Below are 12,806 nucleotides of genomic sequence, written 5' to 3'. Positions count from 1 at the left end.
TTAGGTCTTCGGCATCACTGCTGGTCACCATCGGTGTCATCACCGATGTGATGGCTTCCTGCGGGGTTCGGGGTGGGCCTTTCGGCGTGCCCTCCGGTGTGGCTTCGGGTGCGGCCTTCCGCGCGCAGTCTGAATCGCTGCAGTTTCCCGGTCGCCGTGCGCGGCAGCGCGTCCAGGAAGACGAACTCGCGCGGACACTTGTACGGCGCCAACTCCTCCTTGAGGAAGGCGCGCAGGGCCTCCGCGTCGGGCCGGGCGCCCTCCCGCAGGACGGCGAACGCGACGACCACCTGCCCCCGCTGCTCGTCGGTCCGTCCCACGACCGCCGCTTCCACCACCTCCGGGTGACGCAGCAGCGCCTCCTCGACCTCGGGGCCCGCGATGTTGTACCCGGCCGAGATGATCATGTCGTCGGCGCGGGCGACGTACCGGAAGTAGCCGTCGGCCTCACGGACGTAGGTGTCGCCGGTGACGTTCCAGCCGTCGCGCACGTACTGCCGCTGACGGGGGTCGGCGAGGTAGCGGCAGCCGACCGGGCCGCGTACGGCGAGCAGTCCGGGCTCGCCGTCGGGCACCGGTCTGCCGCCCGGGTCCTGCACGCGCGCCTGCCAGCCGGGGACGGGGACGCCGGTCCTGCCGGGCCGGATGTGTTCGTCGGCGGCCGAGATGAAGATGTGCAGCAGTTCGGTGGCGCCGATGCCGTTGATCAGCCGGAGCCCGGTCCGCTCGTGCCAGTCGTGCCAGGTGGCGGCGGGCAGGTTCTCACCCGCGGAGACGCAGCGGCGCAGCGAGGAGACGTCGTGCGCGCCGTTCAGGTCGTCGAGCATCGCGCGGTAGGCGGTGGGCGCTGTGAACAGCACGGTCACCCGGTGTTCGGCGATCGCGGGCAACAGCTGCCGGGGGCCCGCCTGTTCGAGGAGCAGCGCGCTGGCGCCGGCCCGCATCGGGAAGACGACCAGCCCGCCGAGGCCGAAGGTGAAGCCGAGCGGGGGACTCCCGGCGAAGACGTCGTCCGCAACCGGTTGCAGCACATGCCGCGAGAACGTGTCGGCGATCGCCAGCACGTCCCGGTGGAAGTGCAGACAGCCCTTCGGGCGCCCGGTGGTGCCGGAGGTGAACGCGATCAGCGCCACGTCGTCGGAAGCGGTTCTGACGGCTTCGTACGGCTCCGCCGGCGCCGACCGGTTCAGCAGGTCGTCGGGGCCGTCACCGCCGTACGTCGTGATCCGGAGCCCGGGTATCTCCGCCTTGGCCAGGTCGTCGACGGCCCTGATGTCGCACAGCGCGTGACCCACCCGGGCGATCTCGCACATGGTGCGCAGCTCGTTCGGCCGCTGCTGGGCCAGGACGGTGACCGCGATCGCGCCCGCCTTCAGCACCGCCAGCCAGCAGGCCGCGAGCCAGGGCGTGGTGGGGCCGCGCAGCAGCACGCGGTTGCCGGGGACGACTCCGAGATCGCCGCTCAGCAGATGCGCGATCCGGTCGACGCGGGCGCGCAGCTCCCCGTACGTCCAGGACGGGCCGGAGCCGGTGTGGAACACGGGCCGCTCCGGGGCGGCGCGGTCGAGCAGCTCGGCGGCGCAGTTCACCCGGTCGGGGTAGTTCAGTCCGGGCAGATCGAAGCGGAGGTCGGGCCGGTCGCCGGGCGGCGGAAGGTGGTCGCGCGCGAAGGTGTCGACGTGGGCCGAGACGTTCATGGGCGTTCGCCCCCCTTGCCTGGATGGACTGTCCGGCTGGGCTGCCCGGGCGGGCGTCGTCCTGGGGTCGCACAAGGAGCGTAGCGCGTTGGTGACGACAGTCAACGGTACGCGATATCGTCGTAGCGCAGGCGCCGGACACGGCGGGCGCCAGGCACGACAGGCGCCGAGTACGAGAGGCGCCAGGTACGACAGGCGCCAGACATGACAGGCGAGTACGAAAGGCGCCAGGCACGAGAGGCACCGGGTACGACAGGTACGGCAGAGGGGACAGGCGATGCCCGCATTCTCGCTCGAACCGGCACAGACCGCCTGGTGCGCCGAGCTGCGCGTCCTGGCCGCCGAGCGGCTGCGTCCCCTCGCCGAGAAGGGCGAACCGGGCCGCGTCAACCGTCCGCTCGTCGCCGAACTCGGCCGGCTCGGCCTGCTGTCGCGGCTGTTCACCTCCGGCGCCGTCGACCTCTGTCTGATGCGTGAGTCCCTCGCGTACGCCTGCACCGAGGCGGAGACCGCGCTCGCGCTGCAAGGGCTGGGCGCGCATCCGGTCCACGCCCACGGCACCCCCGCCCAGCGGCAGCGCTGGCTGCCCCGCGTCGTCGAAGGCACCGCGGCCGCCGCGTTCGCCCTGAGCGAGCCCGGCGCGGGCTCGGACGCGGCGGCCCTTTCCCTGGCCGCCGAGCCGGACGGGCCGGGACGACCGGGACCGAACGGCTGGCGGCTGACCGGGGAGAAGCGCTGGATCTCCAACGCTCCCGAAGCCGACTTCTACACCGTCTTCGCCCGCACCACGCCGGGAGCCGGCGCCCGTGGCGTCACCGCGTTCCTCGTTCCCGCCGGCCGCCCCGGCCTCACCGGCTCCGCCCTCGACATGCTCTCCCCGCACCCCATCGGCGCCCTCCGCTTCGACGCGGTCCCGGTCACGATGGACGACGTGCTCGGCGAGCCCGACCGCGGCTTCCGGGTCGCCATGGGCACCCTCAACCTGTTCCGCCCCAGCGTCGGCGCCTTCGCCGTCGGCATGGCACAGGCCGCCCTCGACGCGACCCTCGCCCACACCGCCCGACGGGACGCGTTCGGGGGCAAGTTGAGTGATCTGCAGGCGATCGCCCACCAGGTCGCCGAGATGGCCCTGCGCACGGAGGCCGCGCGTCTGATGGTCCATGCGGCGGCGACGGCGTACGACAGCGACGCGCCTGATGTCCCCAAGCGTGCGGCGATGGCCAAGCTGTTCGCCACAGAGACCGCGCAGTACGTCGTCGACACCGCCGTCCAACTCCACGGCGCACGGGCACTGCACCGCGGCCACCTGCTCGAGCACCTCTACCGGGAGGTGCGCGCGCCGCGGATCTACGAAGGCGCCAGTGAGGTCCAACGCGGCATCATCGCACGGGAGTTGTACGCGGAACTCGCAGAACTGGAGACCAGGTGAGCACCGAGCGCGTCAACCCGCCCGGCCTCTCCGCGCCCGTCGGTTTCTCTCACGCCGTCGTCGCCGCGGGCGAGCGGATCGTCTTCCTGGCGGGTCAGACCGCACTGGACGTCGACGGGAAGGTCGTGGGGGAGTCGTTGCCGGAGCAGTTCACCCGTGCGCTGACGAATCTGCTGGCCGCGCTGACGGCGGCGGGCGGTACGGCCTCGGACCTGGCGCGCGTCACCGTCTACGTCACGGATGTCGCCGCGTATCGTGAGCACGCCGGTGAACTGGGCGTGATCTGGCGGGAGTTGGCAGGCCGCGACTATCCGGCGATGGCCGTCGTCGGCATCGTACGACTCTGGGACGAGCAGGCACTCGTCGAACTGGACGGATTCGCGGTGCTGGACCGGTGACCGACACCGGCCAGGTGCCCTCGGTCACCGGGTTCGGTCGGGCGGCGAATCAGGCGGCGACGGTCAGCTGTCCGGTGGTCACCCGGTGCGGGTCCACGACCCGGCCGTCGGGCAGCAGCTCGCCGGAGTCGTCGAAGACGATCGTGCCGTCGCACAGCAGATTCCAGCCCTGCTCGGGGTGGGCGGCGACGATGTGCGCGAGGTGTACCGGGTGGGCGTCGGCAGAAGCGCTGGGGAGCTGGTGAGTACACATGGAGCACCTCCACGTCGGTGGGGTCGGCCGTCCGGTCGGCCCCATGGGTAGACCATGCGCCCGGCCCGCGGGCATCTCCAGAGGCTGCCCGAAAGCGTGACAGCACCAGGACAACCCCAGGACCGTTCGCCGACGACCGGTGCGGACTCGCCACCGAAGGAGTGACGATCACCGCCGCGGACGGGTCCGCCCGGTACAGGTGGAGGCCCCCACAACAGGAGGTTCTTCCATGTCGTTGCGTCCAGCCCTCACCGCGGCCGCCGGTGCCGTTCTGCTCCTGCTCGCAGCTCCGGCGGTCACGGCCACCGCCGACCCGTCGGAGTCCGTCACCGTCGCCCCGGCCGGCCGTATCGCCGCGGACGGCACCATCACCCTCTCGGGCACCTACCGCTGCGTCGGCAGCTCGGGCCCCGTCTTCGTCAGCTCCTCCATCGGCCAGGACTCCGGCAAGGTCCGGTACGGCATCGGCGGCACCCGTGCCGTGTGCGACGGTGCCGAACACGCCTGGGAGAACACCGGCAAGGCCACCCCGAGCGGCCTCGCCCCCGGCGCGGCACACGTCGAGGCCACGCTGATGGAACTCCGCCCCCAGGGCGGTCTGCCCCTGCCGCGCTTCCACGCCGCGCAGGAGCAGGACATCACCCTGACCGCAGGCTGAGCGGCCGGTCCTGGCCCGACGGGTCCGGGCGCTCGCCGCGATCGGCGGGCGCCCGGCAGGACACCGCTTCCTGAGCGGCGGGCCCCGACGGCGGCCCGCCGCCGGGCGGTACCGACGGCCCGAGAACCACAAGGCCCATCAGCGACCGAGCGACCGAGCGACCGAGCGAATCGGTGACCGAGCGACCGAGTGAATGAGGGACCGAGTGAAGGCGCAGCCACCCCACCCACCCCGCTCTCAGACGGGGTAGGCGTGGGTCTGCGTCGCCTTCACCGTCGCCCAGACCTCCGCGCCCGGGTGCAGATCGAGTTCGGCGGCGGCGACCGTCGTCAGGTCCGCGGCGAGCGGAAGCTCTCCGGTGAGGTCGGCACGGATCTGGTCGCCGTGGGTCTCCAGGCCGGCGACCCGGCAGTGCCAGAGGTTGCGGGCGCTGGAGCCGTGGGGGCGGTCGCGGTAGAGGGTGACCGCGCTCGGCGGGAACGCCACGAAGACCGGGCCGGACACGATCTCCGTGGTCGTCAGGCGCGGGCCGGCGTCGAGGCGGACGGTGTGACCGTCGGCCTCGCCCCGGTAGAGGTTCAGGCCGACCAGCTGCGCGATGTAGTCCGTACGGGGATGGCGGGCGATGTCGGACGGGGCGCCTTCCTGGACGACCCGGCCGTGCTCGACGACGACCAGCCGGTCGGCGAGCACCATGGCGTCCAGAGGGTCATGGGTGACCAGAACGGCGACGGCCTCGAACTCGGCCAGATGGCGGCGGAGCTGAGAGCGGACCTCCAGGCGGGTGCGGGCGTCCAGCGCGGCCAGCGGCTCGTCGAGGAGCAGCAGACGCGGGCGGGTGGCCAGCGCACGGGCCAGGGCGACCCGTTGGGCCTGGCCGCCGGACAGCTTGCGCGGCTTGGCGCCGGCGTGCTCCGCGAGACCCAGGCGGTCCAGCCACTCGGCGGCCCGCGCCCGCGCCTGCGCCCTGGTCGCGCCCTGGCAGCGCGGCCCGAAGGCCACGTTGTCCAGGGCGGTCAGGTGCGGGAAGAGCAGATAGTCCTGGAAGACGACTCCGACCGGGCGGGACTCCGGCGGCGTGCGTTCCAGGGCTTCGCCGTCCAGCCGCAGACGGCCGCCGGTGAGCGGCGTCAGACCGGCGAGGGCGCGCAGGGCGGTGGTCTTTCCGGCGCCGTTGGGGCCGAGCAGGGCGACGACCTCACCGGGCGCGACCGTCATCGCCACATCGAGCCGGAACGCGCCGCGCTCGACGACGAGATGGGCGTCGAGTCCGGCCTCGGCGGCGGAGGAAGTGCCTGCACGGCCGTCGGCGGCGGCGGAAGCGACAGGGCCGTCGGCGGCGGCGGAGGCGGCCTCGTGGGGCTGGGTCATCCGGCTGTCATCCAACGGTCGCGCAGACCCGCCAGCACCGCGACGGAGACGCCCAGCAGGACCAGGCTGAGGGCGATGGCGGCCTCCGGGTCGCTCTGCAGGGCCAGGTACACGGCCAACGGCATGGTCTGGGTACGGCCCGGGAAGTTGCCGGCGAAGGTGATGGTCGCGCCGAACTCGCCGAGCGCCCGGGCCCACGCCAGGACCGCGCCGGCCGCGATGCCCGGCGCGATCAACGGCAGCGTGACCCGGCGGAACGCGGTGAAGCGGGAGGCGCCGAGGGTGGCGGCCGCCTCCTCGTAGCGCGGGTCGGCGGCGCGCAGGGTGCCCTCGACGCTGATGACGAGGAACGGCATGGCGACGAACGCCTCGGCGATCACGACCCCGGTGGTGGTGAACGGGAGCGTGACGCCGAACCAGGAGTCGAGCCACTTCCCGACGATGCCGTTGCGGCCGAGCGCCATCAGCAGCGCGACACCGCCGACCACCGGCGGCAGCACGAGCGGCAGCGTGACGAGTGCCCGGACGAGGCCGCGTCCGCGGAACTCGACGCGGGCCAGCAGCCAGGCCAGCGGCACGCCGACGACCAGGCTCACCGCGGTGGCGGCGGTGGCGCAGACCAGGGACAGCCGCAGCGCCTGCCAGACCTCGGCACTGGTCAGCAGCTCGGGCAGGCTGCGCCACGGGGCCCGTACGAGCAGGGCGATCAGCGGCACGACCAGGAACGCCAGGCCGATCAGCGCGGGCACCAGCAGGGGCAACGGCACTCCGCGCACCTGGGCCCGGACGCGCCGCCGCCGCGGCCCACCCCGGAGGGTGTCGGTCGCGGCGCCGGACTCGTCGAACGGGGTCACGGCTTGAGGAACCCGGCCTCGGTCAGGACCTTCTGGCCCTCGGTGGACCGCACCAGCGCGATGAACGCACTCGCGGCGCCGGCGTTCTTCGTGTCCTTGAGCTGGACGATCGGGTAGTCGTTGACGGCGTCGGCGGACTCGGGGAACTCCACGCCCTCCACCTTGTCACCCGCGGCGTGCACATCGGTCTTGTAGACGACGGCCGCGTCGGCCTCCTTCAGCTCGACCTTCGTCAGGGCGGCCTTGACGTCCTGCTCGTAGGAGACGGGAGTGAGCTTGAGCTTGCCGGCGTCGAGGGCCTTCTGCGCGGCGGCGCCGCACGGCACCGTCCTGTCGCAGAGCACGACCTTCAGGCTCGACCTGGTGAGGTCCTTGAGGGAGGCGATCCTGTCGGGGTTGCCCGGCAGGGTGGCGATCTCGAGCTGGTTGCGGACGAAGGTGGCGGGCGTGCCGGAGGCGTCCCCCGCGTCTGTCACGATCGCCATCGTCTTCGGGCTGGCGGACGCGAACACGTCCGCCGGGGCGCCGCCGGTGATGCTCGCGGCGAGGGAGTCGCTGCCGCCGAAGCTGAAGGTGACCTTCGTGCCCGGGTGCGCCTTCTCGAACTCCTTGCCCAGCGTCGTGAAGCTCTCCTTCAGCGAGGCCGCGGCGAAGACGGTCACCGTGCCGGACACCTTCTCCGGGACGGAGGCGGACGCGGGGGAGTCCGACTTCGTGGACGAGGAGTCCGAGTCGGACGACGAGCAGGCGCTCAGGGCCAGCAGCGCGGCGGCCCCCAGGGCGGCCACCTGTATCGGTCGGCCGGTCCGGCGCGCGGTACGGGTCATCACGGGTCCACTCCCTCTGGTCCTGACGGACACAATCACCTGCGGTCCTGACGGTCGCTCTCACCTGCGGTCCTGGCGCATGCCCGCACGGCGGTGGGTCCCGCCGTGGATCACCCGCCGCCCGGTGTCGGCGCCGACACCGGGCAGGGCGGCAGCCGTCCCCGATCCGGTAGCTGCGCATGCGCTGATGATACTGCCGCAGATGCGAGGGGAAAGTCTCCTGTCACTTCGCATGAGCCGGAGCTGTGATCGAAGTGGGTGGCATGTGCGTTTGCACGGAAGACGGGTCCGGGGACGGTCGTGCAGGGGGTGGTCGCCCGTGAGTCAGCCTCTCCCGTCCCCCGGTCCGGCGGCCCGTCCGACGGCGGGACTCGTCCTTGCCGGCGATCTGACCGCGACCACGCGACCGATGGCGGTGGCGATGGGGATGGGGATGCCGATGGGGAGGGGGGTGGGGAGGCCGATGGGGGTGGCGATGGGGACCCAGCGATGGCGAGGCGATGGCGGTGACGGTGGCGGCGAACTCCGTTCCGCTGTCAGGTCCGGTCGATGTGCACGCTCGTCGACTTCACCCGGGCGACGGCCTCCACGCCGACCTCGAGGCCCAGTTCCTCCACGGCCTCCCGCGTCAGCAACGACACCAGGCGGTGCGGTCCGGCCTGGATCTCCACCTGGGCGGCGACATCACCGAGTTTCACGGCCGTGACGATGCCGGGGAAGGCGTTGCGGACCGAGGTGTACGAGGCGCCCTCCTCGCCGCCACCGCTCTTGGCCAGCTCCACCGAGAAGGCGGCCAGATCCTTGCCGTCGATGAGGCGTCGCCCGCCCTCGTCCCGGTGCGTGGCCACCCGGCCCGCGTCGGCCCACCGCCGCGCGGTATCCGGACTCACCCCGAGCAGACGCGCCGCCTGGCCGATCGTGTAGGACTGCATACGCGCCAAGATAGGCGATCAACGCCGACCCGTTCGCGCGCGGCGGCGCGCATCCCCGCGCAGCGGGCAGGAGCCCGGTCTCAGCCGGCGGCGAAGCTGTCCGTGCCGAGGACGTTCAGCAGGCCAGTTTGTCGTGGTTCTCGGTGCCGGGTGTCGCGGTGAAGATGAGCAGGGACTGGGACTGGTCGGGGTCCAGCAGGTTCTGGCAGAACAGGTCGATGCGACCGACCTGGGGGTGGACGAACCGTTTGGCGCTGTTCCACTCCAGGCCGACCTCCTGCTGATTCCACAGTGACGTGAACTCCGCGCTGCTCCGCAGCAGGCTCCGGACGAGGCGGGCGGCCTGCGACCGGGCACCTTCCCTGGCGGAGGCCACCCGCAACAGCGAGACGTTCACCCGGCTGTTGTGGTCGTGGTCGTCGTGGAGATACCGGCTCCGGGCGACCGGATCGGTGAACCAGCGGTAGGGGGCGCTGCGGTCGTCCCCGGTGTAGTGGGTCTGTTCGCCGAGCAGGGCCACCGCGGGCGGTGTCTGCAGCAGGGTCTCGCCGAGGGGACCCATGACCTGTGCCGGGGTGTCCTGCAACCGGTCCAGTACGCGCATCAGTCCGGGGTTGACGTGCTCGCTGCGCAGGTGCCGGTGCGGTGCGCGGTGTCCGCACAGCAGGAACAGATGGTCGCGTTCGTCCGGCGTGAGGCGCAGCCCGCGGGCGACGGCCGCGGCCATCTGCTGCGACGGGTGCGGTCCGGCACCCCTCTCCAGACGGGCGAAGTGGTCGGAGGACATGTCGCACAGCTCCGCGACCTCCTCCCGCCGCAGACCCGGGGCCCGACGGCGCGATCCGCGGCGCAACCCCACGTCCTCCGGTTGCAGCGCCTCCCGTCGGGCGCGCAGAAAGGCGCCCAACGAGGCGCGGTCCACGGACGGTTCCATGGGTGTCTCCAGAAGATCGTGCGCTTCGCGACCGTGGACATCGCCTTGCGTTCGCCAGTGTCGCAGCCGCCGACGGGCCTTATCCACGGCCTGCGGGTCAGTGGTTGGGGGAGTCCTTCCTCGGTGCCGACGGGTGCGGTGCAGTGGTGGCGCGGGACGACGCAGCGCCCACGGCGCACGCCCTCCGCGACGACGTGGACGAGCGCCGGACGCCGCCGCGCCCGGCGAACAAGCCCGCGAACAAGCTCAGTGAAAGCCCAGCGAGGAAGACGATTCCCATGGCCAAGTGGACAGCCGCCGATCTGCCGGACATGACGGGCAGGACGGTGCTCATCACCGGGGCGGGCAGCGGGCTCGGGCTCATCACCGCGCGTGAGCTGGCCCGCGTCGGCGCCCGTGTCGTGCTGGCGGTGCGCGAAACGGAGAAGGGCCGCGTGGCGGTCTCCGGCCTGCCCGGCGAGTTCGACGTCCGACACCTGGACGTCGCCGACCTCGGATCGGTACGCCGTTTCGCACAGGAGTGGCGCGGCGCCCTGCACGTACTCGTCAACAACGCCGGCGTCATGGACATCCCGGCGGCGCGGACCGCGGACGGTCTGGACGTGCAGACCGCGACGAACTACACGGGTCCCTTCGTCCTGACCAATCTGCTCCTGCCGCACCTGACCGACCGGGTGGTCTCGGTCAACAGCCAGCTGCACCGGTTGTCCAAGCTGGACGTGGACGACCTCGACTGGCGCACCCGCAAGTACAACGGCATGACCGCCTACCGGGACTCCAAGCTGGCGGGTGTGCTGTTCTCCCTGGAGTTGCAGCGGCGGCTGACCGCCTCGGGGAGCCGGCTGCGGTCGGTGCTCGCGCACCCCGGCATCGCGACGACCCAGCTGGCCGCACACTCGCCGGCCAACGCCGTCAACCGCCTTTCCTTCCTGCTCAACGACCCGGAACGGAGCGCTGCCCATCCTGTACGCCGCGACGCAGGACGTGCCCGGCAACGCCTATGTCGGACCGGACGGGCCCGGCAGCATCAAGGGTCAACCCACCGTGCGCAAGCCGGCCAAGGCCGGCCTGGACGAGGCCACGGCCGGCAGGCTCTGGCAGGCCACCGTCGCACTGACGGGGGTGGAGGACCCGACGGAAGTCGGCCGGTGAGGACCCACCGGGAAGCGGCCGACCCGTGATGGGGCTGCGAGGACGTGATGAGGCTGCTCGCCGACCGCTGCCAGGTCTACGCCGTCGACCTGCGTGGCCAGGTCCCGCCGACAGAGATGGGCAGTGTGAGAACTTCCGTCACCATCGTCGGAAGACCTCGAACCCCTGCCCGGCCACCGCCGCGCACACCGCCCACGCCCTCAACTGCGAAGAGCCACTTCAGGGGCCGACGATGGATGACGACATTCAGCTGATCAGCGACGGCGATGGCGTTGCGGTCATCGGACGTCCGACGGCTGTGGAACGCTTCCTCGTCTCCGAAGGACTGCCGTCGAAGGACCTCGGACTGCCAAGGCTCGGCTCCACCCTCAGTGCCGTGGCTGGAGCCGCGCAGACAGGTTCCGAGATAGCGGCCAACTCGGGTCGCTGGGTGAAGTCGACCGAGCAGTCCGCGCAAGCTCTCAAGAAATACGGACTGATGAAGGGTTCGCATGCGGGTGCCAGCCGTGCCGTGTTGACAAAGAACGGCAAGATCAAGGGACTCCTCGAACCCTGGCATGCACACGAGCGAGGGAGGAGTTGGCGGTGTCCTGGAGCGGGGCGGCCGGCCCCCTCGTACCACAGGTCAAGGAGCACGGCCTTCAAGGGCCGTCAGGCTGAGGCCGACGGCCCGAGAACCAGGTTTGCCTCAGGCCCCAGAAAGTCCGACCCGACCGCTCCCAGACCGGCATCAGAGCAGGTCGTGAGGGGTCGGCGGCACTTACCCCTCAGATGTCCCGGAAGATCTCGATCTGCGCCCCGATGGAGTTGAGCCGCTCGGCGAGGTCCTCGTAGCCGCGGTTGATGACGTACACGTTGCGCAGCACCGAGGTGCCCTCCGCCGCCATCATCGCCAGCAGGACGACCACCGCGGGGCGCAGGGCCGGCGGGCACATCATCTCGGCGGCCCGCCAGCGGGTCGGGCCCTCGACCAACACGCGGTGCGGGTCGAGGAGCTGGAGCCGTCCGCCGAGCCGGTTCAGGTCCGTCAGGTAGATCGCGCGGTTGTCGTAGACCCAGTCGTGGATGAGGGTCTTGCCCTGCGCGACGGCCGCGATGGCCGCGAAGAAGGGGACGTTGTCGATGTTCAGACCGGGGAAGGGCATCGGGTGGATCTTGTCGATCGGCGCCTCCAGTTTGGAGGGCCGGACCGTGAGGTCCACCAGCCGGGTGCGGCCGTTGTCGGCCGGGTACTCCGGCGTGCGGTCGTGGTCGAGGCCCATCTCCTCCAGGACCGCCAGCTCGATCTCCAGGAACTCGATGGGCACCCGGCGCACCGTCAGCTCCGACTCCGTGACGACGGCGGCGGCGAGCAGGCTCATCGCCTCGACCGGGTCCTCGGAGGGCGAGTAGTCCACGTCGACGTCGATGTCGGGCACGCCGTGCACGGTGAGCGTGGTGGTGCCGATGCCCTCGACCCGCACCCCCAGCGCCTCCAGGAAGAAGCAGAGATCCTGGACCATGTAGTTGGAAGAGGCGTTGCGGATGACGGTCACGCCGTCGTAGCGGGCCGCCGCCAGCAGAGCGTTCTCGGTGACCGTGTCCCCGCGTTCCGTCAGCACGATCGGCCGGTCGGGGCGGATGGCCCGGTCGACGACGGCGTGGTACTGCCCCTCCGTCGCGGCGACCTCCAGTCCGAACCGGCGCAGCGCGATCATGTGCGGCTCGATGGTCCGGGTACCGAGGTCGCAGCCGCCGGCGTACGGCAGCTTGAAGTGGTTCATGCGGTGCAGCAGCGGACCGAGGAACATGATGATGGAACGGGTGCGGACGGCGGCCTCGGCGTCGATCGCCTCCATGTCCAGCCGGGCCGGCGGCGCGATCTCCAGGTCGACGCCGTCGTTGATCCAACGGGTCCGTACACCGATGGAGTTCAGGACTTCGAGCAGGCGGTAGACCTCCTCGATCCGGGCGACCCGGCGCAGCACCGTGCGCCCCTGGTTGAGCAGTGAGGCGCACAGCAGTGCCACGCACGCGTTCTTGCTGGTCTTCACGTCGATGGCGCCGGAAAGCCGACGGCCGCCCACGACCCGGAGGTGCATCGGACCCGCATAGCCCAGAGAGACGATTTCGCTGTCCAGGGCTTCACCGATTCGAGCGATCATCTCAAGGCTGATGTTTTGGTTGCCCCGCTCGATGCGGTTGACAGCACTCTGGCTGGTTCCGAGCGCCTCGGCCAGCTGCGCCTGTGTCCAGCCCCGATGCTGTCGGGCGTCACGGATGAGCTTGCCGATGCGTACGAGGTAGTCGTCTGCCATGGGG

12 protein-coding genes are annotated in these 12,806 nt (G+C 71.4%); 4 read left to right on the top strand and 8 right to left on the bottom strand.

Annotated features, from left to right (window positions below; genetic code table 11):
• Positions 1 to 14: 14 nt before the first annotated feature.
• Positions 15 to 1,697 (bottom strand): AMP-binding protein, encoded by a 1,683-nt coding sequence (locus ACIPFH_RS25705; RefSeq protein WP_401829808.1) that lies wholly within the window; start codon positions 1,695 to 1,697, stop codon positions 15 to 17.
• A gap of 277 nt (positions 1,698 to 1,974) precedes the next feature.
• Here ACIPFH_RS25705 and ACIPFH_RS25700 point away from each other — a divergent pair, with 277 nt between their 5' ends.
• Entirely contained in the window at positions 1,975 to 3,126 is a 1,152-nt protein-coding gene (locus ACIPFH_RS25700) for an acyl-CoA dehydrogenase family protein (protein ID WP_401829805.1), read from the top strand.
• Entirely contained in the window at positions 3,123 to 3,524 is a 402-nt protein-coding gene (locus tag ACIPFH_RS25695; protein WP_401829803.1) for a RidA family protein, read from the top strand. The genes ACIPFH_RS25700 and ACIPFH_RS25695 overlap by 4 nt, the downstream gene beginning before the upstream one ends.
• Positions 3,525 to 3,573: 49 nt before the next feature.
• Here ACIPFH_RS25695 and ACIPFH_RS25690 read toward each other — a convergent pair whose 3' ends face one another.
• Entirely contained in the window at positions 3,574 to 3,777 is a 204-nt protein-coding gene (locus ACIPFH_RS25690; protein WP_356249195.1) for a DUF5999 family protein, read from the bottom strand.
• Positions 3,778 to 4,006: 229 nt separating this feature from the next.
• On the opposite strand from ACIPFH_RS25690, the gene ACIPFH_RS25685 reads away from it, so the two are divergent.
• A complete protein-coding gene (locus ACIPFH_RS25685; RefSeq protein ID WP_401829801.1) occupies positions 4,007 to 4,435 on the top strand; it encodes a DUF6299 family protein in 429 nt (142 codons plus the stop codon).
• Between the two features lie 237 nt (positions 4,436 to 4,672).
• Here ACIPFH_RS25685 and ACIPFH_RS25680 read toward each other — a convergent pair whose 3' ends face one another.
• From ACIPFH_RS25680 to ACIPFH_RS25660, 5 genes are all read right to left on the bottom strand, one after another.
• Positions 4,673 to 5,806 carry an ABC transporter ATP-binding protein gene (locus tag ACIPFH_RS25680; RefSeq protein WP_401829798.1) on the bottom strand — a complete coding sequence of 378 codons (1,134 nt, stop codon included), beginning with the start codon at positions 5,804 to 5,806 and terminating at the stop codon, positions 4,673 to 4,675.
• Positions 5,803 to 6,660 carry a molybdate ABC transporter permease subunit gene (gene modB / locus ACIPFH_RS25675; RefSeq protein WP_401829797.1) on the bottom strand — a complete coding sequence of 286 codons (858 nt, stop codon included), beginning with the start codon at positions 6,658 to 6,660 and terminating at the stop codon, positions 5,803 to 5,805. Before modB ends, ACIPFH_RS25680 begins: the two co-directional genes overlap by 4 nt.
• Positions 6,657 to 7,487 (bottom strand): molybdate ABC transporter substrate-binding protein, encoded by an 831-nt coding sequence (gene modA / locus ACIPFH_RS25670; protein WP_401829796.1) that lies wholly within the window; start codon positions 7,485 to 7,487, stop codon positions 6,657 to 6,659. The genes modB and modA overlap by 4 nt, the downstream gene beginning before the upstream one ends.
• 536 nt (positions 7,488 to 8,023) lie before the next feature.
• Positions 8,024 to 8,419: a molybdopterin-binding protein gene (locus ACIPFH_RS25665; RefSeq protein WP_401829795.1), complete on the bottom strand. Its 396-nt coding sequence runs from the start codon at positions 8,417 to 8,419 to the stop codon at positions 8,024 to 8,026.
• A gap of 115 nt (positions 8,420 to 8,534) precedes the next feature.
• Positions 8,535 to 9,353 carry a helix-turn-helix transcriptional regulator gene (locus ACIPFH_RS25660; RefSeq protein WP_401829793.1) on the bottom strand — a complete coding sequence of 273 codons (819 nt, stop codon included), beginning with the start codon at positions 9,351 to 9,353 and terminating at the stop codon, positions 8,535 to 8,537.
• A 278-nt stretch (positions 9,354 to 9,631) separates the two neighbouring features.
• On the opposite strand from ACIPFH_RS25660, the gene ACIPFH_RS25655 reads away from it, so the two are divergent.
• The gene (locus ACIPFH_RS25655) at positions 9,632 to 10,534 is read left to right on the top strand and encodes an SDR family NAD(P)-dependent oxidoreductase (protein ID WP_401829791.1); all 903 of its coding nucleotides are present in this window, start codon (positions 9,632 to 9,634) and stop codon (positions 10,532 to 10,534) included.
• Positions 10,535 to 11,272: 738 nt separating this feature from the next.
• Here ACIPFH_RS25655 and ACIPFH_RS25650 read toward each other — a convergent pair.
• Positions 11,273 to 12,802 (bottom strand): helix-turn-helix domain-containing protein, encoded by a 1,530-nt coding sequence (locus tag ACIPFH_RS25650; protein ID WP_401829788.1) that lies wholly within the window; start codon positions 12,800 to 12,802, stop codon positions 11,273 to 11,275.
• Between the last annotated feature and the right edge of the window lie 4 nt (positions 12,803 to 12,806).

The sequence above is a fragment of the Streptomyces sp. NPDC088157 genome (genome assembly GCF_044741545.1).
In the GTDB taxonomy this organism is placed as follows: domain Bacteria; phylum Actinomycetota; class Actinomycetes; order Streptomycetales; family Streptomycetaceae; genus Streptomyces.
The sequence above is the reverse complement of the archived record's forward strand: the minus strand, read 5'-3'. Positions and strand labels throughout refer to the sequence as shown.

Bases quoted from the DNA above. Each gene is read 5' to 3' on its own strand.
- ACIPFH_RS25665 (WP_401829795.1), bottom strand. From the start codon at position 8,419: ATGCAGTCCTACACGATCGGCCAGGCGGCGCGTCTGCTCGGGGTGAGT.
- ACIPFH_RS25660 (WP_401829793.1), bottom strand. From the start codon at position 9,353: ATGGAACCGTCCGTGGACCGCGCCTCGTTGGGCGCCTTTCTGCGCGCC.
- ACIPFH_RS25690 (WP_356249195.1), bottom strand. From the start codon at position 3,777: ATGTGTACTCACCAGCTCCCCAGCGCTTCTGCCGACGCCCACCCGGTA.
- ACIPFH_RS25705 (WP_401829808.1), bottom strand. From the start codon at position 1,697: ATGAACGTCTCGGCCCACGTCGACACCTTCGCGCGCGACCACCTTCCG.
- ACIPFH_RS25685 (WP_401829801.1), top strand. From the start codon at position 4,007: ATGTCGTTGCGTCCAGCCCTCACCGCGGCCGCCGGTGCCGTTCTGCTC.
- ACIPFH_RS25700 (WP_401829805.1), top strand. From the start codon at position 1,975: ATGCCCGCATTCTCGCTCGAACCGGCACAGACCGCCTGGTGCGCCGAG.
- modA (WP_401829796.1), bottom strand. From the start codon at position 7,487: ATGACCCGTACCGCGCGCCGGACCGGCCGACCGATACAGGTGGCCGCC.
- ACIPFH_RS25650 (WP_401829788.1), bottom strand. From the start codon at position 12,802: ATGGCAGACGACTACCTCGTACGCATCGGCAAGCTCATCCGTGACGCC.
- ACIPFH_RS25655 (WP_401829791.1), top strand. From the start codon at position 9,632: ATGGCCAAGTGGACAGCCGCCGATCTGCCGGACATGACGGGCAGGACG.
- ACIPFH_RS25680 (WP_401829798.1), bottom strand. From the start codon at position 5,806: ATGACCCAGCCCCACGAGGCCGCCTCCGCCGCCGCCGACGGCCCTGTC.